Genomic DNA, 24,008 nt, shown 5'->3' with positions numbered 1-24,008 from the left:
TGTGGCAATGAGCGAGAGTGTCGTCATCGTCGGCGGCGGACCGACGGGCATGTGGCTGGCCTGCGAGCTGCGGCTGGCCGGGGTCAGCACGGTGGTCCTGGAGCGGGACCCGGAGATCGACCCGCATTCCCGGGCGCTGACGGTGCACGCCCGTACGATCGAGACCTTCGCGCTCCGTAACGCGCATCAGGACCTGTTGGCGGAAGGCGGCCGGATACCCAGCGGGCACTTCGCGGTCCTCGACGACCGCCTGGACTTCGCGGAGCTGGACACCGACTTCCCGTACACGCTCACGATCCCGCAGGCGCGGACGACGGAACTGCTCCAGCAGCGCGCCGTGGCCATGGGCGCGGATGTCCGTCGCGGACACAAGGTGACCGGCTGTGCGGACACCGGCGACACGGTGACCGTGTCGGTCGACGGCCCGGAGGGCGCCTATGTGCTCGACGCCGCGTACGTCGTCGGATGCGACGGCACACGCAGCGAGGTGCGCCGGTGCGCGGGCATCGAGTTCGAGGGGACCCCGTCCACCGCGCTGGGGGTGCTCGGCGATGTGGTGCTCAGCGACCCGCCGCCCGGCCCGGTCACGAGCAGGTGGACGACGCGGGGCACATTCATGCTCGTCCCGCTGTCCGGGGGGAGGCACCGGATCGTGGCGCACTCGCCCGAGGACCTCCGTGACGACTGGCCGGGCGAACTGACCCTGGAGGAACTGCGGGAGCGGGTCCAGCGCATCGCCGGCACGGACTACGGGATGCACAGCCCCTCCTGGCTGTCCCGCTACAGCAACACCAGCCGCGTGGCCCGGCACTACCGCAAGGGCCGCATCCTGCTGGCGGGTGACGCCGCCCATCAGCACATGCCGATGGGCGGCGTGGGGCTGAACGTCGGCGTGCAGGACGCGATGAACCTCGGCTGGAAGCTGGCGGCGACCGTGCGCGGGCAGGCGACGGACGTGCTGTTGGACACCTACCACCACGAGCGGCACCCGGTGGGGCAGGACACGATCGAGCACACCCAGGCGCAGACCGCGATCATGTCGGTCTTCTCGCCGCAGGGAGCCGCGCTGCGGTCGCTCCTGGGGAAGCTGATCGTGGAGCGGCCGCAGTTCAACGACGCCCTGGCGCAGCGTCTGTCCGGGTTGTCGGTGGCGTACGCGCTGCCCGGTCAGCGTCATCCGCTCGCGGGCTGCCGGGCGCCGAACCTGAGGCTTTCGGACTCGGTGGAGCTGTTCAATCTCTTGCGGGACGGGCGCCCCCTGCTCATCGATTTCGGGCGTGTCGACGGCTTCGCTTCCGACCGCGCCGCTGCCCCTTACGACCGGTACCGCTGTCCGCAGCCGGTCGAACAGTCCCGTGCGGCATGGGCCGACGTCAGCTCCGCCCTGATCAGGCCGGACGGCTATGTGGCGTGGGCCTCGGACGACACCGACCCGGCCGCTCTGACAGCCGGGGCCGCGAACGCCGTCGCCGCCCTCCACGATCCGCGGCTCGCACACGTACAGCTCGAAGGGAACCCCGCATGATCCATCGCATCGAACCGGACGGTGTCTACGGCCTTCCGGACCTGGTCAGCCAGATATCCGTCCCTGACGGCCGCCGACTGGCGTTCCTCAGCGGCCAGGTGGCCTGGGGCGAGGAGGGCCGCGTCGTCGGGGAAGGCGATCACGCGGCGCAGGCCGCGCAGGTGGCCCTCCGTATCGACCGCCTTCTTGACGTCCTCGGCGCGCAGCGGCAGGACATCGTCAAGGAGACGATCTACGTCGTGGACCACGAGCCGCATCTGACCCCGAGCATCCTGGCGGCCCTGCACGGTGCGCCACCGCCCTCGTCGACTCTGGTGGGGGTGACGAAGTTGTTCGCCCCGGAGTTCTTGATCGAGGTCGAGTGCGTGGTCGCCCTGCCGGACGGAAAGCCCGACGAAATGCGGGCATGCGCGCAATGAGCAACACCGAAGAGACCACCGAAGAGACCGCTGAGGAGACCACCTTCCGGCCCTTCCGCGCACTGCTCGCGCTCACGCTCACGGTCTCGGCGGTACTCCTGGGCAGCACCATCCTCAACGTGGCGCTGCCCACGATGCAGAGCGAACTCGGCGCGAGCAACACCGAACAGCAATGGTTCCTGAACGCCTACACCCTGACCTTCGCCGGTTTCCTGCCGGTGGCGGGAAGCGTGGGCGACAGGTTCGGCCTGAAGCGCCTCCTGGCCTGGGGGACGGCCGCCTTCGCCCTGACGACAGCAGTGGCCGGGTTCCTCGATTCGGCCCTGGGCATCATCGTCCTCCGCGCGCTCATGGGCGTGGCCGCGGCCACCATCATGCCTGCCACCCTCGCGGTGATCCTGCGGATCTTCCCGCCCGAGCGCCGGGCTCGGGCCATCGCCTCGTGGGCGGCGGCGTCAGGTCTGTCCATCTCGCTCGGCCCGCTGCTCGGGGGCGCGCTGCTGAGTGCGGGCATGTGGTGGGGTTCCGTCCTCGAACTCGTCGCACTGTTCGCCCTCCTTGGGCTCGCCGCGACCCGGGCCTGGATTCCGAAGACGCCGGCGAGCGGCGGCGGACGGCTGCGCATGCTGCCCGTCGCCGCGTCCTTGGCGGGTATCGGCCTGCTCGTGTTCGGAGTGGTGCACGCCACCGACGACGGCTGGGCCTACGTGGGGACCTGGCTGCCCGCGGCTGTCGGCACGGCTGTACTGGCCGGACTCGTCCTGGCCGAGGTGCGGCACCGTGAGCCGCTCCTGGATGTCCGCCTCTTCCAGCATGCCTCGTTCACCACCGCCGCGGTGGCCCTGACACTCGGCTCCTTCGTCGTCTTCGGCTACCTGTACTTCACGACCTTTTATCTCCAACTGGCGCGCGGCAACTCGCCGTTGCAGACAGGTCTGCTGTTCATTCCGCTGTCGGCGGGCCTGGTGGTCGGAGCCCCGCTCTCACAGCGGGCAACACAACGGTTCGGTGCCCGGACGGCGATCGCTGCCGGTATCGCGCTCATGGGTGTGGCGTTCGCCGGCGTGACCGGGCTGGGTGCTCACACCAGCCCCGCGTGGTTCGTCGTGGACGCGTTCGCCCTGCAGCTCGGCTTCGCACTCGTGCTGGCGCCCGGCACGACCTTGGCTTCGTCCTCCGTGCCCGTTGAACGGGCGGGGGCGGGATCGGCACTGCTGAACACGCTTCGCCAGTTGGGCAGCGCGCTCGGGGTGGCGGTTCTCGGGTCGGTCCTGTGGTCCCGGTACTCGGGCACGATGACCGAGCGGCTCGCAGACAGCCCGGCGGGCGTCCGCCGGACCGCGGTGGAGTCGCTCGCCTCGGCCCTGGGCACAGGCGATGCCGCGGCGACGAAGGCCGCCGTACCGACGTTCCTCGGCGCCATGCACACGACGACGCTCATCGCCGCCGGAGTGTGTGGGATCGCCCTGCTCGCCACGCTGCTCATCCGCCCGTCCCGCCGGAACGGAACCATCCTCCCGCCGGCCTCCGTACGAGAACGGGTACGCGTCGGGCACGGTGCGTGACGCCCCTCGGCCACGAGTGCCTCGCTGTCGAACCCGGCGTGTGCGTCGAACGGCGTGTGCGTCAGCGCCGCGCCGGCGCGGCCGTCGTGCAGCATCTCGCCCTGTTCGCAGTGCCGCTCGGCATCATCCAGATCTCGGCGGCGTCGCGGGGCGACCGTGTCGGTGTTCTACCTGCTCGCCTATGGCGCGCTCAGCACACCCACCCTCCTGGTCGGCGACAGCGCTCCGAGGCCGTGCGAACGCCGGAAGCGGCGGCAGGGGAGTCGGACCGGGTCGACAGACGCCGAGCGGAGGGGCGGCGGCGCTGCTTCGCCGGCCCCGCCACTCGGCTGAGTGTCAGGCCGCGTGGGGGCCGGGGGCGGCGCTGCCTTCGTACTGGCTGATGTTGGAGACGAGAGCGGTGAGCTCGGGGTCGGTGTCGAAGCGGCGCTGGTGGAGGGCGGCGATCCGCTTGCCCGTCTCGGGGTCGGGGTCGTCAGTGATGTCGAACGAGGCGAACTGGTCGACCAGAGGCAGCCCGATCTCGTCGGTGCGACGGTGGGCGGGGTGGATGAGGTATTCCCAGTACCCCTCCAGGTCCGCTATTTGAAAGGTGGCACCCCACTCGTACGCGCCGCCGTGGTCGCGGCCGACGAGGAAGGACTGCACGGCGGGGATGACCTCGCCCTGGTGGCGCAGGCCGGCAAGGGCGTCTTCGAGCTGTTCCGGTGTCGTGCCGGGCTTGATTGTGAAGCGGACGCAGTGGTGAATCATGGGAATGTTCCTTCCGCAGTTTCTTTCGGGTGGTGCAGGTCGAGTTGTGTAGGCCGAGTTGTGCAGGCGAGGCCGGGCCGGAAGGGATTTCAGTCCTTCGCTCGGGCGGCGAGGAAGCCCCGGCACCACTCCAGGGCCTGGCTCAGGGTGGTCTCGATCGGGGTGGGTGCGACGCCGAACTTCCGCTGAAAGCAGTGGAGTTCATGAACGTCTCGTCGAACGGTTCGAAGGGGTGCGGCTCGTCCGTCGTGACGGTCCGGAGCGGATGGCCGACCAGGTCACCCAGCGCGGCACGCATCTTGCCCGTGGCCTTGGCCGCCCGCCACGGAGTGTCCTCCGCACGACCTCCCCGCGCGTCTCCCCGTACGGGCACAGCGTCCCCGGTGAGCCGCTGACGCCGTCCAGCGGCTCACCGGAACCGGAACGGTCGACCAGCCGGACCGCATCCCCGCGGCGCGTCGGTTCCAAGGTGACGGAGGTGTCCGCGGGGCCGGCTCGCAGTGCGGTGTGGAGTGCGCGCAGTGTTGCGGTCATGTCGAAATCCCTTCAGGTGAGGTGACGAGGACCTCCGGCGTTATCGCCACACGCGTTAGTTATAGCTTATAACTAACGCGTGTAGCTATAGCGATCGACTGGTCGCGGCGCGTGCTCAGGCGTCGGGGAAATCGGTGGTCGCGGCGGAGGCCGCAGTGGCGTCGAGGTTGGCGCGCAGGGCGTCGACCTTCGCGGTGGCGTAGGCGTGGGCGTCGGAGCCCAGCAACTGGCGCAGGGGGCTGTCGTCGAGACCGGCGCGCTCGATGATGGCGGCGGCTCCCTTGACCGGGTCGCCGAGCTGACGTCCCTGGAGCTTGAGGTGGTCGTCGACCATGGCCCGTACGGCCGGGTAGTGCTCCGAGACCTCGGCGGGCAGGGCCAGCGAGTCCGGGGTGAGGAAGGAGGTACGGAAGTAGCCGGGCTCCACGACGGTGACCTTGATGCCGAAGTCCGCGACCTCGGCGGCGAGCGCCTCGCTCAGTCCTTCGAGTGCGAACTTGCCCGCACAGTACAGGGCCCAGCCGGGCATCGTGGTCAACCCCAGGATCGAGGAGATGTTGATGACGCGGCCCGCGCGCTGCTCACGCAGGACCGGCAGCGCCGCGCGCAGCACGTTCCACACCCCCACGACCTGGACGTCGAGCATGTCCCGCACGTCCTTGGCGCTGGTCTCCTCGACGGCCGCGAGGTAGCCGTAACCCGCGTTGTTCACGACGACATCCAGGCGGCCGAACCGCTCGGTGGCCTCGCCTACGGCGTCCTTGACCTGCGCCTCGTCTGTCAGGTCCACGGTCAGCGCGAGGAGCCGGCTGGTGTCGGCCGCGCTGCCCAGCGCGGCCGACAGGCGCTCGGTGGAGCGGGTGGTGGCCGCCACGTTGTCGCCCTGGGCGAGCAACTGCCGGACCAGCTCAAGGCCGATCCCGCGGGAGGCGCCGGTGATGAACCAGGTGGCGGGGGTGGTGGTGGCAGGCATGAGTGTTCCTCTTTCGTACGTGCTGGATGGGAAGCCGGACCAGGGCTGCTGTTCCGGCGCTGACTCAAGCCTGAGCCGCGGGGGAGCGGCTTTCGGGGCCATGCCATGCCCTGCGCGCCCTAGGACGCGGCTGACTAGGACTGAGAGACCCACCTTGGGCGGCCGCCGGCGCTTTTCGTGCCACAGACTTGTTCTTATGGCTTCCGTCAACCGTGAAATCGCCGATTTCCTCAAGCGCTCCCGTGCCCAGTGCGACCCCGAACAGGCGGGGCTGCCGCCGGACGGACGGGTCCGGCGCGTACCGGGACTGCGGCGCGAGGAGGTCGCCCTCCTCGCCGGGGTCTCCGCCGACTACTACGCCCGTCTTGAGCAGGGTCGTCCCATCAACCCGTCCCCTGCCGTCGTCGAAGCCATCGGTCACGCCCTGAGACTGGACGAGGCGGGCCTTGCCCACCTCAAGAACCTCGTCGGCATCACCGCCACCCGCCCTCCGGCGCGTACGCCCGGCGTCCAGCGCCTGCGCCCCGGGCTCCACCGGCTCCTCGACTCCCTGGACAGCGCCGTTCCCGCCCTCATCCTGGGACGTCGATCCGCCGTCCTGGGGGCGAACCGGATGGCCAGAGCCCTGTTCGCCGACTTCGACGCCATGCCGGCCGCCGAACGCAACTACACCCGCTGGCTCTTCCTCGACCACGACGCGCGCGACCTGTTCGTCGACTGGGAAGTGCAGGCCCGCGCCGCTGTGGAGAATCTGCGCCTGGACGCGGTCCGCGCATCGGAGCGGCAGCCCACGGAGGCGCTCGTCGCCGAACTGCGGGAGCTGAGCGGCGAATTCGACCGCTGGTGGCAGCAGCACCGCGTGCACCAGCGCACCCACGGCTCCAAGCGGCTGCGGCACCCCCTGGTCGGCGAACTCACCGTGGAGTACGAGACTCTCGCACTGCCCGGGGACAGTGAGACCACCCTGTTCCTCTACACCACCGAACCCGAATCGGCATCCGCCCAGGCGCTGAGCCTGCTGGCGTCATGGACCCTGGCGGCGCCGCCGGCCTCCCCGGACCGGTCGCGCGACTGATCCGGGGAAGCGCCAGCATGGGCTGCCCGGCGTGGACGCTGCCTCGGCGATGACGCCCCGCCCGAGCCGTGCCGGCGAGCAACCGGTCGCTTGACTGGCCCGTAGGCACACACTGCCGGTCAGGGCAGGCGCGCGCGACACACGGGCATCGCTATGGGCTTGATTGGAGACCAAGCGCACGGCCCCGGATGCTCCCCGGCTGGAGACCGGTCGCACCTATGCCCTCGCCCTGCGCCGGGATGCCGGCCAGTGGATCGTCCTCGGTGAGGGCGCGGCCGTGCCGTTCGACGAGAGACGGTGCGGGCACAGGACGAGCGCGCCATCTCCCGTGAACTCGCGAAGGCAAGGGGCGGGAGGAGGCCGTAGCCCAACTCGGCCGTGTTCACGGTAGTTCGGCGACCACCAGAGGATCGCGCACGCAGAACCTCGGTGTCAGGCGCGGGCCGGGCGCCCGGTGGGGACGAAGGGCGCGGCGCGGGAGGAACGGTGGGCGCGGACCAGCCAGTCCATCGGTCAGCCAGGCGTGGGCCGGGGCCCGCGAATCCCATCCAAGAGGTACGTGGTGCGGCGGTCGTACTCATCCCGGGGAGGCCGTGGTCCGTGCTTGAGGGCGAGGGCGGTGTCGACGACGAGCGCGTGGAGGTCGCCCGCCGTGAACTCCGGCCGCAGCGCACCGTTGGCCCGCGCGGCCGCGACGATTTCGGTGTTGGCCTCGCTTCCCGCTCGGCAGATCTCCATGAGTTGCTGTGAGTGCGGATAGGTCTGCAGCAGGACGTCGTTGACGGCGGGCTGGCGGTACTGCAGGTCGCGGAGCGCGGTGAGGTAGTACGCGGTTCGCTCGCCGGCGTCGGCGATGGTCCGGGCGTGGTCGATGACGGCGAACAGTTCCGTGGCGACGACTTCTTCGATGACGGCCTCGATAAGGCCGATCCGCCCGCCGAACCGGTTGAAGATCGTGGCCTTGCTGACGCCTGCGGCTTTGGCGACATCCTCCAGCGGCACGGTCAGGCCCCGCCCCTGGAAGGCGCCGATCGCGGCGGCGCGGATCTGCTCGGAGTTGCGCCTGGCATCGGCGCGTAGCCGGGATGCAGAAGGTACGGCACCGCCGGAGGCACCGGCTTCCGCCGACTTAATTTGACCCATGGGGTCAGTTTACCTACAGTGCAATCGTAACGAAAACTGACCACTATGGTCAACTTAAGGCTCTCCGGTCCTCCGGGCCGGACCCCGCGGGTAATCAGGAAGAGGCCAGGAACGTGATCGTTGTCACCGGCGCTACCGGCGGGCTGGGCGGCGCCACCGTCGAGCACCTCCTCAAGCGCATGCCCACCGACGAGATCGGCGTCAGCGTCCGCGAGGTGGCCAAGGCGCAGCACCTCGCCGACCGGGGGGTGCGCGTACGGCAGGGCTCGTACGAGGAACCGGCCGCGCTGCGCGACTCCTTCGCCGGCGCCGATCAGGTGCTTCTGGTGTCCGGCAACGATCCGACCGCCGACATGGTCCACCTGCACCGCAACGCCATCGACGCCGCCGTCGCGGCCGGTGCCCGGCGAATCCTCTACACGAGCCAGCACGGCGCCGTCCCTGGCAACCCGTACCCGGCCTCAGACATCCACCGCGCCACCGAGACCCTCCTCGCTGACCGCGGCGTTGCCTGGACCGCACTGCGCAACGGCGCCTACGGCCCGCTCGACCAGGTGCTTGGCCCGTGGCAACGCACCGGCGAGATCGCCCAGCCGGCGGACGGCCCGGTCCCGTACACCGACCGCGGTGACGTGGCCGAGGCCGTCGCGGTCATCCTCGCCGATGACAGCTCCTTCGACGGCCCCGTCAACCTCACCGCGCCCACCGCCGTCACCTTCGACGATCTCGCCACGATCGCCTCTGATCTCACCGGCCGCACCGTCAAGCGCACCGTCCTGGACGACGAACAGTGGGTCGCCGAGCAGCTCATGTCCGGTGTCCCAGAGCAAGCGGCCCGGTTCATGCTCACCTGGTACCAGGCCGGCCGCGCCGGCTACTTCGCGGAAGCCGACCCCTTGCTGGGCCAACTCCTCGGCCGGGAGCCCCGCAGCGCTGCTGACCGACTCGCAGCCGACATCGCTACGTGAGAAACCACGTCGCCTCTTCGCTGTGAGCAATCCGTGCCTGTCGGTCGCTGGCCGTAGGGTGCGGGCTTAAGGGCACGCTGGCGTGCTTGGAGGTAGGCGGTCCAGTCGGTGGCGGCGCGGCGGCGCCACTGGGCTGCGGTGACGGGATGGAGTCCGGGCATCGGGCCCAGAACGGCGGGAGGCAGATCTTGGGCGAGAGCAATGAGAGAAGTGGCGCGTGCTGGGCGGGTGGAGATGTGGTGAGCGATGAGGCCGTCAGGTGTGAGACCGACCCGCCGCCCGCCACGGTGCCCGCCGCTCCAGCACGGACCCCGGAGAACACCTCAGCCGGTTACCGCCGTGCGCTCACTGCGCACCAGGGGGTTCTGGCTCATTTTCCGTGAACTGGTCACGGTGGGTCACGCGACGCCGGTCAAACGCCCGTGTTTAGGGGTGCGTCTGTGGCGAGAAAGACTTGCGCTGCGGAGGTGACCTCGTCGATGTGCTGCTGTCGCCGAGGCTGGTCGTTCAGCAGGTCGATTCTTCTCGCCAGGTCAACGATGGGTTGCAGCGTGTCGGGGTAGTCGAGTTCGGCTGCAGCTTCCTCATAGATCAGCTTGGCTCCGCGTAGGGGGTCGAGCTGGCACGCCACGATCTGGGCCGCCCACCAACGGGCCGCGGTCCATCGCGCCGTGGCCAGATCTTCCGAGGTCAGCGGCAGTAGACCCAAGTCATCCAGCACAAGGCCGAACAGCTCGCGGGCCTGGGAGTACTCACCGCGGGCGAGCCCAGCGAGCAGCGGAAGCGAGGGAGCCTCAACGCCGGCCATCAGGGCGTCCAGGCCCAGCTGGACCAGACAGGCGTCCGAGGGACGCTGCCAGGGCGCCATCGACAGGTCTGCACCGGCCATGCGAATGAGGCTGATCGCTACTGCTGCGTCCATGCTGTGCCTCGCCCCTCGTCATCGGTCCGTGAAGGAATTCCCATCATCGAGAGCCAGGCAGTTGATCAGGTGGCCAGCAATACGCGCTTGCGTAGCAGGCTGAATCCGGCTCGGCCGAACATCTGGCGCGTGAGCACCTTGATGCGGTTGACGTGCCCTTCGACGACACCGGCCTCGCTGAGCCAGTCGGCGGTGATCAGCAGTTCGGCGTGTTCGGCGACCTGGCCAGGGGACAGGGAGCAGAAGGCGGTGGTCCGGGCCAGGTCCAGGCCGTCGTCCTTGGCGGGTCCGAGGTGGCCGTCGGGGCGGGTGTGGGCGGCGGTGTACAGGGCCAGGAGCCGGGTGGTGGCGCCCAGTTTCTTCTTGCGGAGCTTGCGGTCGCCCAGCGCCTTCTGGGCCCAGCCGGAGATCCGGGAGCAGGTGGTCTTGCGGAAGGGGAACGGGCGGGGCTGTTCGGGCAGCAGCGTGGGAATGGTGAAGGCGGTGGGGGTCTCGGGCCGGGAGGCCAGGGCCTCGGCGATGGTGCCCGGCAGGCGCAGCCAGCCGGCGTCGACCAACTGCTCAAGCACCGGCTCGGCCTCGCCCTGAAGCCAGCCGGTCAGATCCTGGCCGGTGACGTTGCCGGCGCCGTCCCGCGCGGCTTGCAGGGCGAGCATGAGCACCGCCAGGCGCACCTCGGCCTGCGGGAACGGGGCATGGGCGGCGGTGTAGTCCAGCACGGTGCGGGCGTGCGCGGCCTGTGCGGGTCAGCAGCCGCTCCACCACCGGCCTGCCGTCTGCCGGGCTGCCGCCGCGGTTCTGGTGCATCTCGCGGGTGGTCTGCGCGGCCTGCTCGGCGCGCTGGGCCTCGCGGCGCAGACCCCGGTCGCCGTTGACGTCGGCCCACAGCGCGAAGGCGCGGGCCTTCCGTTCGTGGAGCTCGGGGAGTACGAGGTCGGGTTGGGCGCGCTGCTGGTAGGCGCGGAAGGCGTCTCCGAGCTCGATGAGCTCGGTGCGCAGGACCTTGAGTTCCAGGTCGTGCGGCACGGTCCGCTGCGCGATCTTCCCCCACCGCTTGGTCCGCGGTGCGGCGGCGCGTGCCCGGGGGGCCGACGCCGACGTGGTGGCGGCCGGGGAAGACGGAGCCTCGGCCACGGGGGAGGGGCTGCGGTCGGAGAACACCGCGCTCGCCCCTCGCCTGCCGTTTGGCCAGCAAGTTCCTGATGTGCGGCTGTCTCAGCCGCCGCCTGGCCCGTTCCGGCCGGGGCGGTGCGGGCGGGGGGTGAGGCGGTATCCAGGACGCGACAGCCGGACGTGGCGGCCGCGCAGCGCGCGCACATCTCGGCGATCCGCCACAGCCGCTCGGCCCGGTCGGCATACACCGCCAGGACCACCGGGCCGCCGCACCGCGCCGGCTGCGCCGGCGGCCGCGGCCCGCCGCGGCGCCCGGCATCGGGATCGGAGGTGTGCCAGGCGCAGTCGGCGGCGCGGCAGGCACACCACGCCTCACTGCGGGGCCCGCCGGTCGTCCGGATGTGGGCCAGGTGTGCGTTGACGTGTGCGACCGCGGCCTTGCGCCCGGCCGCCGCGCCGTCGGGATAGCGCTGGTCGGGGCAGGCCGGGCGGGAGCAGGAGAGCCGCGCCGCACCGGCCGAGGGGCGGCCGTAGGGGGCCAGGCGCACCGTCCACACCCGCCCTGCCACACGCTCCTCCTGCCGCGTGCCGGTCTCCACCGCCATCTGCGTACCCCCAGCGTTGCTTGCGTCGTGCCTCCGGGCGGGCCCCATCTTCGGGGACAACGGCCGCCCGTCGGCGGAAGAACGAGCGTTCCTGGCTTTCGTGTTGTTCGCACGCGCAAGCCAGGCGCCGGGGCGTGGCGAAACCAGCATCTGTCAGTGGCCCGAGAGGCTTCAGGTCCAGTCGTGGGAGCGGGCCGACGCCTCGGGCATCACGGTGACCGCGCCGACTGCCGAAGCTGTGCGCGACGTGGTCCGTGACCCTCGCCTGGGTGACGCCGCGCAGGTCTTCCGGCAGTTCGTCGCCCGGGCCGCCGGCGCGTTCGATGCCGCGTTTCCCAGCGAGGCTCCCGCCTGCCTGGATGCCACCAGTGTTCCGGGGCGGGCGCGCTGAGGTGGAACTGCACATCGACATCCGCTGGCTGCTGGAGCGGCAGGCGGAGGTGCTGCCCAAGCACCCCGCGGTCCACGACTTCTCCGCCTTGGTGGCCGCGGTCGCCCGCCACCGCGTCAACACCCCGCGGATCGGTGCCGTCGCCGACAACGCCTGGCGCGCGGCCACCCTCATGCACGCCATCATCCGGCTGCGCCCCCTGCCGGCCCGCAACGCGCTGTACGGGGCCGCGGTCGCCATGGCGTACATGGACGCCGCGGGCGAAGGCATTGATGCGCCGTACGGCGCGCTGATCGACCTCGCCCGGGACATCGAGGCCGGCCGTGCCGACGGCTACGACGCGGCCGCTCGCATCCGCACCTGGCGCCTCTGACCACCGGCCCGGCGACTGGTCGCCGTGACCTGGGCGGCCGACCCGGACGACGCGGTCGGCGCCGCCGCCGTCACCGACCACGTCCGGGTGCCGCAGGCGGCCGGCATCGCGAAGGCTCGGGGCGAGTTCATGGCGATGGTGGAGCCGGGCGGGCTGGACGCGGACCCGGCCGGTGCGACATCCGTGCTCGCCTTCGCAGCGCTCCAGGCGGTGGAGGCGGCGCTGCCGGAGTACCGCAGCAGCGTGCTGGGGCGGCCGGGGCGGGCCGAGGAAGCTGAAGCGGAGGCCCGCCGGGCGTACCAGACCGAGCGGGGACGGCGCTGGTTGATCACGAACACCGGCTCCGAGGACTACTGGGTCTTCCACGCGGCCCGCGAACACCAACGCCTGTGCACCAGCCCTGACCAGCAGGACTACAGCCTCACCGCTTGATGCCGACCGTCCTTCAAAGATCCACACCCCACTGCTTTGGCGGGCCCCAGGGTCAAGGCGAGTGGCACCGTCGCTCAGGCTGAGGTGACCTTCTTGCTTCTGGTGTCTCCGCCACGACCACGCAGGGCCACTCCGGATTCGCTGAGCACCCGGTGCACGAACCCGTAGGAGCGCCCGGTTTCTTCGGCCAGTGCCCGGATACTTGCTCCGGAGTCGTACTTCTTCTTCAGGACTGCCGCGAGCTTCTCACGCGCGGCGCCGGTCACCCAGCTCCTCTTCTTCAGAGTATTGGTCACCCGTGTCTCCTCGTGAAAATTGCGCTCTGGACGGCCAAGATCTCCCTTTGCGGTATTCCTGGCCATCCATTCAGCAGGGTTTGTTGCACATTGCCCGCCGTCACGGCGCGCAATGACCTTTGGAACTGGGATTCTGCTCGGACTTCCTGCGCTCCGATCCGTGTATTCCGAACAAGCAAGCAGATCGCAGGGGCTGGCAAGGTGGGCCGCTTGTCCGGGCGTATGCAGCGAAGCTCTGAAGAATGCAGGATCACATGAGGCCGGGGCAGCAGCCTCGGCAGGGCTGTTGCCCCGGCGGTGTCATGCCGTCCGGAAACTCAGTCCCGGAAGGCGCCCCTGACCTTTTCCTTGGCCTCCCGGAGATTTCCCTTTACCTTGTCGGCCGTACCCTCGGCTGCCGTCTGATCGTTTCCCACTGCGCGGCCGGTCTCCTTCTTGACGGTGCCTGCGAGCTGCTCGACTTTGGCCTTGACCTTCTCGGTTGCGCTCATGACGCCCTCCTTGAGCAGGTTGTCGGGTATATGCGCATCTGCCCCCGTAGCGGGCAGGGAATCAGGTGCGGCAACAACTTCCGCAAAACTGAGTGAGAATGAGAACACAGAGCGAAGGATATTCCGGAGGGTGACAGCACTACTTCCTGGGTGCGCAATGCTTTCACACAGTTTCTTTCCGGGTCAGGATTCGCCGCCAAAGGCGTAGGGCCATAAAGCGGATTGGCCAAAGCCTCGCCTGCACATGGCCGCCGCAGACCCGACCCGCCTGAGTTCCATTGGATCTCCTTTCGGGAACGAGATCGGCCGATTCTTGTCTCGCGATGCGAGACGTCCCGTGTTATAGGTGATCCGGGCTGGGGCCCCGCGGGACCAGCCAGCCGCGATGCATCGAGATGAGTTCGCGGCCGGGCGGCGGCCGAGACGTCACGCTGCACCGTGCTCGTGCCCACTTCAGTCGCTGTCCGTGGCGTCGAACAGCCGCATACGGTCGAGCACCTGGTCTCTTGTCGGCTGCTGCAGCTCGTCGACAACCGTGCCGTCGGCGAGAAATACCGCGTGGTCGGTGCACGAGGCGGCCACCGGGTCATGTGTGACCATGACGATGGTCTGGTCGAGCTGGTGGACCGCATGCTGAAGCAGCCGCAGTACCTCTGCCGCCGCCCGGGAATCGAGATTTCCGGTGGGTTCGTCCGCGAAAATGATTTCCGGCTGGTTCAGCAGCGCGCGGGCACAGGCCACTCGTTGCTGCTGGCCGCCGGACAGTTGCGGCGGCCGGTGGGTCAGCCGGTCGCGCAAGCCCAACGCGGTGATCACTTCGGTGAGCCATTGCGGGTCCGGGCGCTTACCGGCGAGAGCCATCGGCAGGGTGATGTTCTCCATGACGGTCAGGGCCGGCAGCAGGTGGAACGCCTGGAAGATGAAACCGATCCGGTCCCGGCGCATCAGGGGCAGCTTCCGGTCGGACAGTTCGGTGAGATTCACTGTGCCGATCCAGGCCGCGCCGGAGGACGGGGAATCGAGTCCGGCCAGGCAGTGCATCAGGGTGGATTTGCCGGAGCCGGAGGGGCCCATGATGGCGGTGAAGTGTCCTCGGCGGATGTCCAGGGACACCCGGTCCAGTGCTGTGACCCGACGGCCCTCGATGTCGTAAACCTTGGTCAGGTCACGGGCAACGGCTGCCGGGTGGGGGCCCGGGCGGCTCAGCGGGGGGTGTGCCGATCGCATGTGCTGATCCTCATTCCTAGGTTCCGGCTTCTGGCCGTCGGTTTGTGATCGCCGCCTCCGGCGGGCATCCGGTCGTGGCCGTGGCCGGGGGTGTGGCGCGGAGGTGGCGGGCAGTGACGACGTTGCCGACGAGGGCGAGGAGGACCACCAGCAGTGCTGCCCCCAGTACGGTAGGAAAGAGGCCGAAGGCGTGGGTGGACACGGCAACGAGCGTGGGAGCCAGCGGCGAGGCGGCCTGGGCAAGGAAGCCGATCCCGCTGTGCACTCGGCCCTGAAGCCCGGATGGGGTCACCCGCATCTGCGCGGTGGTCAGCAAGACGGTGACCATTGGTCCGAACACGGAGGCGACAGCGAGCAGGAACGCCGCAGCCCCACTGCCGTGGACGAGCGCGAAGCCCGTCAGTGCCACGGCGATCGCGCCGGTGGACAGCGCGATCCCTCGCGCCGCCGGCCAACGACGCGCTACCGCCGGGGCGATCAGGGAGCCCACCAGAACCCCGGCCCCGATCGCCGCGGTCTGCACACCGATGCTCAGGCCGGCCCTCTCCCCGTCGGCCGAGGTGACGATGACGATCAGAAGGCCGTTGAAGATCAGGTTGAGAACGGCGGCATTGATCGCCGCATAGCGCAGAAACGGCGAGCGCCACAGGAAACGGACGCCTTCACAGGCGGCTTTCAGCGTGGGTTGCCCAGGGCCGACAGGCCCCGCCCCCGACGGCAGGGCCGCCATACAGGCTGTCGCGAGGAGATAGGTGACGGCATCGAAGGTGAAGACCCACGCCGGTTCCGCTGTGAGCAGCGCGCCGCCGGCCACTGGCCCGGCGATCAGGGACACCGCCGTGCGTGCCTGCATCAACGACAACGCCCTCGGAAGAAGGTCGGGGTGCACGAGATTGCGGACGGCGACATTCTCGGCCGGCGTCAAGGTACTGCCCGCCATGCCCAAAAGGAGCGCGGCAGACGTCAGCACAGGCAGGTCAAGGGCGCTGCTCGACTGAAGTAGCGCCAGAATCCCCAGGATCGCTGCGCCGAGCAGGTTGCCGCAGAGCAGCAGCGTCCGGCGGTCGAAACGATCCGCGAACACTCCGGCAGGCAGGCGGGCCAGGAGAATACCTGCGGACAACGCTGTGCTTGCCAGCCCGGCTTGCCGGACATCCCCGGAGGCCTGCATCGCGACCACCGGCAGCGCGATGACCGAGGCGCTTGTTCCGAACGCTGACGCGGCCTCCCCGCCGAACAACAGCCAGAACGGTCTGCCCAGTGCCGGTATCGACAGCACTGCGGTCACTGCCCTCTCCGGGCGAACTGTCGCTGGACGGCCAGCAGAGGATGGGCCGTCATGAGGGCGGGGACACCGAGCGCCACAGCGGCCAGCGCCAGCACACCCGCGGTCCACGGCACGTCGACCGCCGGCAGCGGACCGAGGCCGAGGGCCACCGACAGCGGCACCAGGCACACCACGGCTACCAGGCCGGAGAGCACCGCCCCGACCGCCCCTCCGCCCAGGGCCTCATACAGCACACAGCGCACCATCTGGAGCCGGCTGAGGCCCAGGGCCCGCAGGTGGGCGCGCTGCGCCACCCGGTCACGCTGCGCCAGCGAACTGGTGTTGGCCGCCGCCAGCAGTGCGTACGCCGCGACCACCGCCACGATCAGGCGGGTGGCCAGGTCGTCGCCGGGGTTGCGGGTGAAGGTCCGCGCATAGTCCTCGCGTGAGGCGACGGTCTGGCCCTTCGCCGCGGGCCAGGCGCTGCTCGGCCCCGTCAAAAAGATACGGTCGGCGGCGGGGGAGGCGGTGTGGGCGAGGGCGGTGGCGCGCGGGAGAATCATGCGGGGAAACGCCAGGTCGCGCGTGTAGGTCGCGACGAGGGTGGATCGCTGTGTCGTCCCGTCCGCCAGCGTCAGGTCGACAGACTGGCCGATCTTCCACTTCGCCTCGTCGGCGAAGGTGGCGCCTGCGGCGAAGGTGCCCTCGGCGACCTTCGTGAGGTCCCCCTCGCGCGCGGAAAGGTCCAGCACGCGTGTCAGCACGCGTCCGTCCACGCCCCAGGCACGGATGGGCTTGGGCGCTGAGCGGCGTTTGCGGCCGGGCACGGTGACCTGGGTGGCCACCACGGGGGTGGCGGTGGCTCCGGGGAGCGGGCCGGGACTGGCCGGGAGCCGGACTCCCGGTTCCGCGCTGATCACCGCGTCGGCCCGGAGCGCCGATGTGACCTCCTGCTGGGTCGCGCGACCCATGGTGGCGCCGGCGCCGAGCAGGCAGGCGGTGATCCCCACGGCCAGCAGGACGGGAACGGCCAGGGCCGCGGTGCGGGCGGGCGTGGCCCGCAGCCCGGCGGCAGCGAGGGCGCCCACGCGCCGGTCCAGCACGCGCAGGACCGCGCACAGCGGTCGGGTCAGCGGCGGGATGATCCACGGGGCCAGCACGGCCAGAGTGGGGATGACGAGCACGGCCAGCACTGTGGGGGCAGCGGCGCGTTCCCTTGTCGAAAGCGGGGCGAGGGCCATGTAGGGCAGCAAGGGCGCACAGAACAGCAACGCTACGGACAGACCGGTGATCAGCCGGGCGCGGCTGCGCTGGAGTCCGGGCGCGCTCTCGTGGTCCTTCAGGAGGTCGATTGCGTTGACCCGTCCGGCGGCCCGCACGCTCAGCAGCGCGGCGAGTACGCCGATGGCGCCGGTTCCCAGGCACACGGCGGCGCAGGCGCCCCATGTCTGGGCGGGCGGCGGCAGCGAGGTGCCGGCGGGCCACAGTTGCTGCTCGATGAGCAGGCGACGGCCGAGCGCTGCCAGCGGCAGGGCTCCGGTCGCGGCACCGGCGGCCGCCGAGACCAGGGCCAGGCGTGCCACGTCCGCGGCCACCATCAGCCGCAGCCGGGCGGCGGTGGTCCCCAGGGCCCGGAGGACGGCGAACTGCCGTAGCCGCTGTCCCGTCCACAGTGAGAGGGTGGAGCCGGTGACCAGGACTGCACACAGCAGCAGCATGGACATCAGCAGTCCCATGATCTGCTGAGCGCCTTGGGCGGCAGCCGCTTCGGGCGAGTCCGCCGGGTGATTGTCAAGGCCCGCGCCCAGCAGCAGCAACAGGCATGCCCCGACACCCGCCGCCGTGGCGCAGCACGCTGCCGCAGCACCGATCACCCGCCCGGGATACGCGCGTACTTCCGACCAGAGGAGACGGGTGGGGGAGATGCGCGGGGCGGCCAGAGGGGGCGAGGTGGGGGACATGGCAGACACGGTTGCTGTCCTTCATAGAGCGGTCCGCTGGAGATGGTGCGGGGAGGCAGCACTCGACATGGCCTCCCCGCACCCTTCTCTCACATGACTGAGAGCTATCAGGTGTCACAGTTGACGGCGCTGAGGGTGCTCCATCCCTCGAGGCGGATCTCCTCGGCGAGTTCCTGCAGTGCGAGAACGTTCATCATGATCAGTCACCTCCTGTCAGGCATAGGCGTATCCTTCGGCAGACGATCAGGTGTCACAGCCCCAGACGCTGAGGGTGCTCATCCCCTCCAGGCGGGTCTCCTCGGCGAGTTCCTGCAGTGCGAGAACGTTCGTCATGATCAGTCACCTCCTCTCCGCGTGCGGACGCACAGGATCCGGCGGTCCGCTGCGGCCGGTGATCAACCCTGGTCGGGTGAGCACCAGGAAGCAGGGGCGCGCCGGAAGTCTTGGCTGCTTGCATCGCCAGCAGGGCGCCGGCGGCGCCGGTGGCCAGGTCGGTGGACAGGCGCAGCAGCTGGTCACCGTAGAGGACCTGGCCGCCGTCGTGGTCAGCCACATGCAGGGACAGCAGGCATAGCTGGCGCTCGGCCCACCTGCGCGCTTGCGGTACATGAGCAGCGGCGTGGGACAGGAAGTAGGCAAGACCGGCCCGGCCGTTGAACAGGCCGCCCTGGACCACGGTGTGGACCGCTGCGGCGCGTGCTGCTCCCGTAACAATGGCGTCGACGGCCACCTCGGCGGCTTGCGTGCCGGGCAGTGCGATGGCTGCCAGGGCGACTCCGGCCGAGCCCTCGGCGAGGTAGGGCAGCAGTCGCCGGGAACTGCTCATCTGGAGGGTTCCGTCCAGCTCCCGCGCATGCTTGAGGTCGGCGCGGACAGCAGCCGCGGCGGCCTCGGCCCACTCTTCGTCGCCGGTCAGCCGGGCGCAGCGGGCGAGCAGTACGGCTGGTCCCGACCAGCCGTACATCAGGCCGGGGCGGTCCAGCAGGCCGTCCTCGCCGATGCGGTCCCGAACGGCCGCTGCCAGTTTGAGTGCTTCGCCGCGCACGCCGGCGTCCGACAAGCCGACGTCCAACAGAAGGTGGGCGATGCCGGTCAGTCCGCTGAACAGTCCCGGCGAGGTGGGTAGCTGGCTGGAGAGGATGCGGTCGATCAGCTTTTCGCCCAGTGGGCTGCCGAGCAGGTGCAGCAGCCATGCCGTGCCGGCCAGACCGTCGTACAGGCCGAGCGGGGTGCCGGCCGGGGCCCGCCGGGCCGCGCGTTCCAGACACGCGAGGTGCTCGGGGTCTACGCAGGAGCCGGTGCTCAGCTGGGCGAGGAGGACACCGGGGGTGCCGTGGGCGAGGCCGAGCTGTGCGCCGTCCCGGTGCCCGGCGATATCGCCGGGGAAGAGACGATCGGTGCGGGTGGTGTCAGCGGCTCGGTCGATGCCGCGCAGCAGAGAGGGGGCGCGCGGTGGGGCGAGCGCGGGCACCGCGCCGATCCGGTGGCTGGGAAGGTGGGGGCGCACGGTTGGGGACAGGGCCAGGCGTTCCGCCGTCCGCTCGACGTATGTGGCCGGCAGTGTCGGGAAGGCGGTGGTGGCCATCTCGATCAGGTGGCCGACGACCGCTGGAGTGCGCTGTACCAGGCCGGTGAGCGGCATGACTGCGGAAAGCTGGCAGCAGCCCAGGGCGTAGAGGTCACAGTCGCGGGCGCTGGTGAGTGACAGATCCATGAAGCCGGGGGCGCCGAGCACGGCGGTGCGTTCGGTGTCGACAGCCGTGGCGATCTCGAAGTCCACCAGGGCGATGGTGCCGTTGTCACGGATGAGGATGTTGTGCGGATGGAGGTCGCCGAAGGCCAGCCCCGCCTTGTGCAGGGACTCGACGGCGGCCTCCACCTGGCCCAAGTAGTCGAGGACCAGCGTGGTGTAGGCGGCGCGTATCCCCTCATCGGGGTCGTGCCGGGTGAGTGGGTAGTCGCGGCCCATCCACGTGCTGAGCGATTCTCCCCGGATACGCTCCATGGCCAGGTAGTGGTGCTCCCACACGGTGAAGTACTCGATGGGACGCGGGACGAACGGCAGGTGGCCGACGGCTTCCAGGGCCGACCATTCGTTGCTCAGCCGTTCCACCGCGTCGGCGCCGGAGGCGTCCAGGCCCGCATGCGGCCGCGCCTCCTTCAAGACGACCTGGGTGCCGTCGGGGGCCTCGGCCAGGTACACGCCACCGCCGTTGGAGAAGTGCAGGGCCTTGAGCACCTTGTACCCGTTGAGCGTGTCGTCAGCGCCCCCGGGCGCCGCAGCAAGGCTGGCGGCGAGGAAATCCGGGATGTCGATCCACTCGGGAACGGTGAAGACCGGCCGACGCCGGTCGGGGACGGCGTTGCCCTGCGGATCGCGCAGTGCCGGCACCCGGGCGCCGTCGGGCAGTTCACACCACATGAGCGTGAACGCCCCGTACCGGACCGACACCGGCCCCGTGTTCCACCGGTGGTCGGAGAGGATGTACGGACCTGGGCGGCCGCCAAGTACCGTATCAAGTTCAGTAAGGGCTATGCGCAATTCTTCCGAGTTACGCGGATAGACGGTGACGACCTTGCCGCTGGCGGCGCGGCTGGCGTACTTGCTGTTGAGCACGTGAGTGACGCGGCGGCTTCGCAGGAACTTCCAGGAAAGGTTCAGCCGCCGGCACACCGCCCAGGTCCGCTCGACGGTTTCCTCGGCAGTATCGGGCGTCGCAGTGACGTGAATCTTCCAGCCTTGACCTGGCATCTGCGGCCCCCCGGTGGGGGTGAGAACTTCCCAGACGCCATGCTGGCTCCGTTTCCACCCGTCAGGCAATTCGCGCCCGGCCAAAGAGAACCGCGAGGCGACATCGTCACAGCGTTCCAGCGGCTCATACCAAGGGGAATCTGCGACGGTATACACCCCATAATTTGGGTCCACTTCGTTCCTCCATCGCCCCTATGCGCAGGGAAACCGCCAAGCGGCGTGCCGGACATCAAGGAAAGGCCAGCTTTTCCGCCTCGTGTTGATGAAGATCACGATCCGAGAAAATCGTACAACGTGCAACCTTTTTAGTGTCAGCTAAATAGGAGGCGCACAGCGGCTGACGGCGCAGGCAGGCGCAAGGAAAGTGCAGGAATCCGTTGGCGGAACCAGACGGGTGTCATGGGAGAATCGGTCGACGAGCCGTCTGTCACGTGACATCACACAGTTCGGCAGGCTCCGGACCGGCGTGCAGAAGGTGGCGACCGAGCGTGGTGACGGTGTGCACGACACGACCGCCGCCGCTGCGGCGGGTCGAGATCAGTCCGGCAGCTCGCAGCGTGCCGGTGTGCTGGCTCACCGCACCCGGGGTGACCCCAGTTTCTCGGCGAGTTCACTGTTGGTGCAGCCGTCACGCAATGCATGAAGAATGGCGGCCCGAGTCCTGCCCAGCAGGGCCGCCAGGCTCTCTTGCGGCAGGCGGCTTGTGGCGGCCAAGGATGAGCGCCCTTCGTCCAGAAGTGAGCAGTGATGGCCACTTGGGCGGTCAGGGAAGATCAAGACCGGGCTGCTCCCCGCCCGGCCCGGGAGCGACGGAAGCACCGCGGCGCCCCCCTGAAGGAAGAGCGAGGGGGACAGCAGCAGTCCACGCCCGTTCGGCTTCACATGTTTCATGCCCGCGGAGTGGATTTCCAGCACGGGCGCGTTCCAACGTATGTCCGGGCCCAGGCCGTTCAGCAGGGCCTCGATTCCGTCACGGCACATGGCGTCCCGGCGGAAGTCCTGGGCCGAGGCGAGGTGGGCATGAACGCGCCTCCAGTGGGGCCGCACGGCCACCTGGCACATCTCTTCAATGGCTGCTGTTAAATGTGCTCTCTGCAGACCCGGGGTGCCGGAGTGGGCCGTACCCGGCGCCGTTGCGACGCTCGACCAGGCGGACAGGACCTCCCGGGAGCCGCCACTCACTCGTGCCAGCCGCCGGGCCTGTGCAATCTCCTTTCCTGGTTGCGCTAGTTTCACGAGCACTTCGCGGCGCCAAGCCCGCAGGAAGTCGCTCTTCGTGTTACGCAGGGCATCCACTGCGAATATCGCCTCGACGTGTCGGCCAAGTGTGCCGATGATTCTGGTGCGCGCCAAGTCGTCGACACAAAGAGTTACGCGTTGCACGAGTGTGACAGTTCCATTTCTTGGTGCGAAGGTTTTGCACGTCCGCCGGAGGTGAGCGAGCCACGCGCCGCGGCATCGAAGGTAAGGGCGGCTACCGGGCACGCTGCGGTCATGAGGAGGCATAGGTGCCGGGGCGAGGCGTATCCCGGTTCCGGTGACACGGATAGGTTAAGCTTCCGGCCCGTCAAGAGAACGCCAGCCAGGTGGTCGTATTTCCGCCCGGCGGTAGAATGAGGGATTCCACCGTGCCTACTGCGTCGCGCGTCATACATGACGAGGGTTCACTCAGATCGCGGTCCACGGAGCCCGAGACGGCTCTTCTCCGCAGTGAGGACCGCGAGATCTATAGCTGGATGGCCGGGGTCGCTCAATGCTCCATCAGGGAAATCGCATCAGGGACCGGACGGCAGCAGCAGGAGATTGAGACGTCGATTGTCAGGTTGCTTCGGCTGCATCTGGTTCGTGCCGACTCCACGTCGCCCGCGCACTACTGCGCAGTGTCACCTGAGACGGCGCGAGTCGAACTCGTCGGACCGCTGCGGCGCGATATCGAGCGCCGGCACCACGAGGTCGACCGCATCAGTGCGGTGCTCCACGAGCTCACGAGCGTCTACCGGGAAAGAACCGCGTGCTGCGCGGGACCCGCAACCGTGGAGGTCATCACCTCGCCGTCCCAAGCAGCCGAGCTGACCTTGCAGTTGGCCGCATCTTGCCGCTCGGAGATCCTGCTCTCCGAGCCGGACGTGTCCGCCGCTGTCGCGGCCATGCCATATTTCCATTCAGGCGGCAAGTCCGTGCTCAGTGCGGATGTCGTGGTCCGCACCCTGTTCCCGCACACGGCGCGCTTCCGGCGGGACCTCACCGAGCGCATGCAGGACCAGGCGCAGCGCAACACGTCGTACCGCACCCGGAGTGACAGCTTCATGCCACTGATCGTTTTCGACGGGCAAGTGGCGGTGTTTCCCGATCACACGCGTTCAGACGGGATCGTGCTGGTGAGGGACTCCGCCGTGGTTTCTTTCGCGGTCGCCGCCTTCGAGCGGGCGTGGACCCGGGGCATCACCTTCAGCACCTCCTGCGAGCGCCAGGTGGTGGACGAGATTTCCGAAAGCACCAAGCGCACCATCTTGCGTCTCATGGTGCAAGGTGTCGAGGACCGGGTGATCGCGCGACGACTGAACATGTCCCTGCGGTCCTGCCAGCGCCACATAGAAGTCATCATGCGGCGGCTGGGCGCGAAGACCCGCATGCACGCGGGTTACCTCGTCAGTGAGCGTGGCCTCCTGAAGGACTGAAAGAGCAGGCAAGAGCACACGAGAGCGAGCCGCCTTGAGTACGCCGCGGGCGGCTCGGAAACCTGCATGGCAGCGCTGAGGCGGCGGGCCCGCCGCGCCCGGATCGGCGCGGACATCGACCGGGAGCTGCCCGGCCTGACTGACGGCGAGCGCCGCCGCGTCCTCGCAGCAGCGGCTGCGCGAGCACGCGGCCATCTAGGCGGAGGGCCTCGCGTGGCGTCAGGAGCAGGCCCGCGCGGAGCAGGCCCGCGCGGAGCGGGCCCGGTGCGATGCGGTCCGTGTGGCAGCAGCCGAGCAGGCGGACCGCGAGTGTCAGGCCGCGGCCGCCGACGTGGTCCGCCAGGCGCTGGCGTGCGAGGACTGCGGGCGCGGTCGGGCGGCCGGGCTGTGCGAGGCGTGCGACCACCGCCGTCAGACTGAGGCATTGATCGGTGAGGCCGGTCTTCTGGCGGCGTCCGGGTCCGCCGATCTGAGCGATGCGGGCAGCATCGCGGCCTGCGTCGCCGGGGCCCGCACGGCTATCGGTGACAGCGTCACCGCGTGGC

General features: G+C 69.6%; 22 protein-coding genes and 1 pseudogene. 9 read left to right on the top strand and 14 right to left on the bottom strand.

From position 1 onward, the window contains the following. The first annotated feature begins 7 nt into the window (after window positions 1-7). Genes EJG53_RS03180 through EJG53_RS03170 form a run of 3 tightly spaced genes read left to right on the top strand, consistent with a single transcriptional unit; the run spans window position 8 to window position 3,509 of the window. Window positions 8-1,525 (top strand): FAD-dependent monooxygenase, encoded by a 1,518-nt coding sequence (locus EJG53_RS03180; protein WP_125043485.1) that lies wholly within the window; start codon window positions 8-10, stop codon window positions 1,523-1,525. Continuing rightward, on the top strand, window positions 1,522-1,944 hold the full coding sequence (locus tag EJG53_RS03175; protein WP_125043484.1) for a RidA family protein: 423 nt from the start codon (window positions 1,522-1,524) through the stop codon (window positions 1,942-1,944). Before EJG53_RS03180 ends, EJG53_RS03175 begins: the two co-directional genes overlap by 4 nt. Next, complete coding sequence (locus tag EJG53_RS03170) at window positions 1,941-3,509, top strand: MFS transporter (protein WP_167515036.1); 1,569 nt, start codon at window positions 1,941-1,943, stop codon at window positions 3,507-3,509. The genes EJG53_RS03175 and EJG53_RS03170 overlap by 4 nt, the downstream gene beginning before the upstream one ends. 336 nt (window positions 3,510-3,845) lie before the next feature. Here EJG53_RS03170 and EJG53_RS03160 read toward each other — a convergent pair whose 3' ends face one another. Continuing rightward, the gene (locus EJG53_RS03160; RefSeq protein ID WP_125043481.1) at window positions 3,846-4,262 is read right to left on the bottom strand and encodes a Dabb family protein; all 417 of its coding nucleotides are present in this window, start codon (window positions 4,260-4,262) and stop codon (window positions 3,846-3,848) included. A 649-nt stretch (window positions 4,263-4,911) separates the two neighbouring features. After that, window positions 4,912-5,769 (bottom strand): SDR family oxidoreductase, encoded by an 858-nt coding sequence (locus EJG53_RS03150; RefSeq protein WP_125043480.1) that lies wholly within the window; start codon window positions 5,767-5,769, stop codon window positions 4,912-4,914. A gap of 196 nt (window positions 5,770-5,965) precedes the next feature. Between EJG53_RS03150 and EJG53_RS03145 the strand changes: the two genes are divergently transcribed. Then, a complete protein-coding gene (locus tag EJG53_RS03145) occupies window positions 5,966-6,844 on the top strand; it encodes a helix-turn-helix transcriptional regulator (RefSeq protein ID WP_125043479.1) in 879 nt (292 codons plus the stop codon). 513 nt (window positions 6,845-7,357) lie between these two features. Here EJG53_RS03145 and EJG53_RS03135 read toward each other — a convergent pair. Continuing rightward, a complete protein-coding gene (locus tag EJG53_RS03135; protein ID WP_125043477.1) occupies window positions 7,358-7,987 on the bottom strand; it encodes a TetR/AcrR family transcriptional regulator in 630 nt (209 codons plus the stop codon). 113 nt (window positions 7,988-8,100) lie between these two features. On the opposite strand from EJG53_RS03135, the gene EJG53_RS03130 reads away from it, so the two are divergent. Continuing rightward, entirely contained in the window at window positions 8,101-8,955 is an 855-nt protein-coding gene (locus EJG53_RS03130) for an NAD(P)H-binding protein (RefSeq protein ID WP_125043476.1), read from the top strand. A 412-nt stretch (window positions 8,956-9,367) separates the two neighbouring features. On the opposite strand, the gene EJG53_RS03125 is transcribed toward EJG53_RS03130, so the two are convergent. Then, entirely contained in the window at window positions 9,368-9,877 is a 510-nt protein-coding gene (locus EJG53_RS03125) for a hypothetical protein (protein WP_125043475.1), read from the bottom strand. A gap of 65 nt (window positions 9,878-9,942) precedes the next feature. Then, window positions 9,943-10,596, bottom strand: a complete 654-nt coding sequence (locus EJG53_RS42100) for a hypothetical protein (RefSeq protein WP_244955738.1) — start codon at window positions 10,594-10,596, stop codon at window positions 9,943-9,945. A gap of 1,099 nt (window positions 10,597-11,695) precedes the next feature. Here EJG53_RS42100 and EJG53_RS03115 point away from each other — a divergent pair. From EJG53_RS03115 to EJG53_RS41445, 3 genes are read left to right on the top strand one after another with little or no spacing between them, the layout of a single operon-like run. Beyond that, on the top strand, window positions 11,696-11,986 hold the full coding sequence (locus EJG53_RS03115) for a hypothetical protein (RefSeq protein ID WP_244954950.1): 291 nt from the start codon (window positions 11,696-11,698) through the stop codon (window positions 11,984-11,986). After that, window positions 11,955-12,359, top strand: a complete 405-nt coding sequence (locus EJG53_RS03110) for a toxin Doc (RefSeq protein ID WP_125043474.1) — start codon at window positions 11,955-11,957, stop codon at window positions 12,357-12,359. Before EJG53_RS03115 ends, EJG53_RS03110 begins: the two co-directional genes overlap by 32 nt. Before the next feature lie 24 nt (window positions 12,360-12,383). Further along, complete coding sequence (locus EJG53_RS41445) at window positions 12,384-12,791, top strand: hypothetical protein (RefSeq protein WP_174856345.1); 408 nt, start codon at window positions 12,384-12,386, stop codon at window positions 12,789-12,791. 74 nt (window positions 12,792-12,865) lie between these two features. Here EJG53_RS41445 and EJG53_RS03100 read toward each other — a convergent pair whose 3' ends face one another. From EJG53_RS03100 to EJG53_RS03070, 9 genes and pseudogenes are all read right to left on the bottom strand, one after another. Beyond that, complete coding sequence (locus EJG53_RS03100; RefSeq protein ID WP_176602268.1) at window positions 12,866-13,087, bottom strand: helix-turn-helix domain-containing protein; 222 nt, start codon at window positions 13,085-13,087, stop codon at window positions 12,866-12,868. Between the two features lie 317 nt (window positions 13,088-13,404). Beyond that, window positions 13,405-13,578 carry a CsbD family protein gene (locus EJG53_RS03095; RefSeq protein WP_125043472.1) on the bottom strand — a complete coding sequence of 58 codons (174 nt, stop codon included), beginning with the start codon at window positions 13,576-13,578 and terminating at the stop codon, window positions 13,405-13,407. 453 nt (window positions 13,579-14,031) lie between these two features. Then, window positions 14,032-14,805, bottom strand: a complete 774-nt coding sequence (locus tag EJG53_RS03090; protein ID WP_125043471.1) for an ABC transporter ATP-binding protein — start codon at window positions 14,803-14,805, stop codon at window positions 14,032-14,034. 16 nt (window positions 14,806-14,821) lie between these two features. Continuing rightward, the gene (locus tag EJG53_RS03085; RefSeq protein ID WP_167515035.1) at window positions 14,822-16,093 is read right to left on the bottom strand and encodes an MFS transporter; all 1,272 of its coding nucleotides are present in this window, start codon (window positions 16,091-16,093) and stop codon (window positions 14,822-14,824) included. Continuing rightward, window positions 16,090-18,033: an FtsX-like permease family protein gene (locus EJG53_RS03080; RefSeq protein WP_125043469.1), complete on the bottom strand. Its 1,944-nt coding sequence runs from the start codon at window positions 18,031-18,033 to the stop codon at window positions 16,090-16,092. Before EJG53_RS03080 ends, EJG53_RS03085 begins: the two co-directional genes overlap by 4 nt. Before the next feature lie 243 nt (window positions 18,034-18,276). Next, complete coding sequence (locus EJG53_RS43805; protein WP_359131318.1) at window positions 18,277-18,366, bottom strand: class III lanthipeptide; 90 nt, start codon at window positions 18,364-18,366, stop codon at window positions 18,277-18,279. A 133-nt stretch (window positions 18,367-18,499) separates the two neighbouring features. Next, a pseudogene (lanKC, locus tag EJG53_RS03075) lies at window positions 18,500-20,941 on the bottom strand (class III lanthionine synthetase LanKC); the annotation flags it as partial. A 271-nt stretch (window positions 20,942-21,212) separates the two neighbouring features. Continuing rightward, window positions 21,213-21,362 carry a hypothetical protein gene (locus EJG53_RS40545; RefSeq protein ID WP_154806353.1) on the bottom strand — a complete coding sequence of 50 codons (150 nt, stop codon included), beginning with the start codon at window positions 21,360-21,362 and terminating at the stop codon, window positions 21,213-21,215. Next, window positions 21,359-22,168 (bottom strand): helix-turn-helix domain-containing protein, encoded by an 810-nt coding sequence (locus tag EJG53_RS03070; protein ID WP_125043467.1) that lies wholly within the window; start codon window positions 22,166-22,168, stop codon window positions 21,359-21,361. The genes EJG53_RS40545 and EJG53_RS03070 overlap by 4 nt, the downstream gene beginning before the upstream one ends. Window positions 22,169-22,521: 353 nt before the next feature. Here EJG53_RS03070 and EJG53_RS03065 point away from each other — a divergent pair, with 353 nt between their 5' ends. Then, window positions 22,522-23,463, top strand: a complete 942-nt coding sequence (locus tag EJG53_RS03065) for a LuxR C-terminal-related transcriptional regulator (RefSeq protein ID WP_167515033.1) — start codon at window positions 22,522-22,524, stop codon at window positions 23,461-23,463. Window positions 23,464-24,008 lie beyond the last annotated feature (545 nt).

Origin of the sequence: Streptomyces chrestomyceticus JCM 4735 (assembly GCF_003865135.1) — a bacterium.
In the GTDB taxonomy this organism is placed as follows: domain Bacteria; phylum Actinomycetota; class Actinomycetes; order Streptomycetales; family Streptomycetaceae; genus Streptomyces; species Streptomyces chrestomyceticus.
The sequence above is the reverse complement of the archived record's forward strand: the minus strand, read 5'-3'. Positions and strand labels throughout refer to the sequence as shown.

Excerpts from the sequence above, each read along its gene's own strand:
- EJG53_RS03170 (WP_167515036.1), top strand. The coding sequence starts at position 1,941 with ATGAGCAACACCGAAGAGACCACCGAAGAGACCGCTGAGGAGACCACC.
- EJG53_RS03095 (WP_125043472.1), bottom strand. The coding sequence starts at position 13,578 with ATGAGCGCAACCGAGAAGGTCAAGGCCAAAGTCGAGCAGCTCGCAGGC.
- EJG53_RS03090 (WP_125043471.1), bottom strand. The coding sequence starts at position 14,805 with ATGCGATCGGCACACCCCCCGCTGAGCCGCCCGGGCCCCCACCCGGCA.
- EJG53_RS43805 (WP_359131318.1), bottom strand. The coding sequence starts at position 18,366 with ATGACGAACGTTCTCGCACTGCAGGAACTCGCCGAGGAGACCCGCCTG.
- EJG53_RS03080 (WP_125043469.1), bottom strand. The coding sequence starts at position 18,033 with ATGTCCCCCACCTCGCCCCCTCTGGCCGCCCCGCGCATCTCCCCCACC.
- EJG53_RS03145 (WP_125043479.1), top strand. The coding sequence starts at position 5,966 with ATGGCTTCCGTCAACCGTGAAATCGCCGATTTCCTCAAGCGCTCCCGT.
- EJG53_RS03065 (WP_167515033.1), top strand. The coding sequence starts at position 22,522 with ATGGCCGGGGTCGCTCAATGCTCCATCAGGGAAATCGCATCAGGGACC.
- EJG53_RS03160 (WP_125043481.1), bottom strand. The coding sequence starts at position 4,262 with ATGATTCACCACTGCGTCCGCTTCACAATCAAGCCCGGCACGACACCG.
- EJG53_RS03175 (WP_125043484.1), top strand. The coding sequence starts at position 1,522 with ATGATCCATCGCATCGAACCGGACGGTGTCTACGGCCTTCCGGACCTG.
- EJG53_RS03150 (WP_125043480.1), bottom strand. The coding sequence starts at position 5,769 with ATGCCTGCCACCACCACCCCCGCCACCTGGTTCATCACCGGCGCCTCC.
- EJG53_RS03180 (WP_125043485.1), top strand. The coding sequence starts at position 8 with ATGAGCGAGAGTGTCGTCATCGTCGGCGGCGGACCGACGGGCATGTGG.
- EJG53_RS03110 (WP_125043474.1), top strand. The coding sequence starts at position 11,955 with ATGCCACCAGTGTTCCGGGGCGGGCGCGCTGAGGTGGAACTGCACATC.
- EJG53_RS03135 (WP_125043477.1), bottom strand. The coding sequence starts at position 7,987 with ATGGGTCAAATTAAGTCGGCGGAAGCCGGTGCCTCCGGCGGTGCCGTA.
- EJG53_RS03125 (WP_125043475.1), bottom strand. The coding sequence starts at position 9,877 with ATGGACGCAGCAGTAGCGATCAGCCTCATTCGCATGGCCGGTGCAGAC.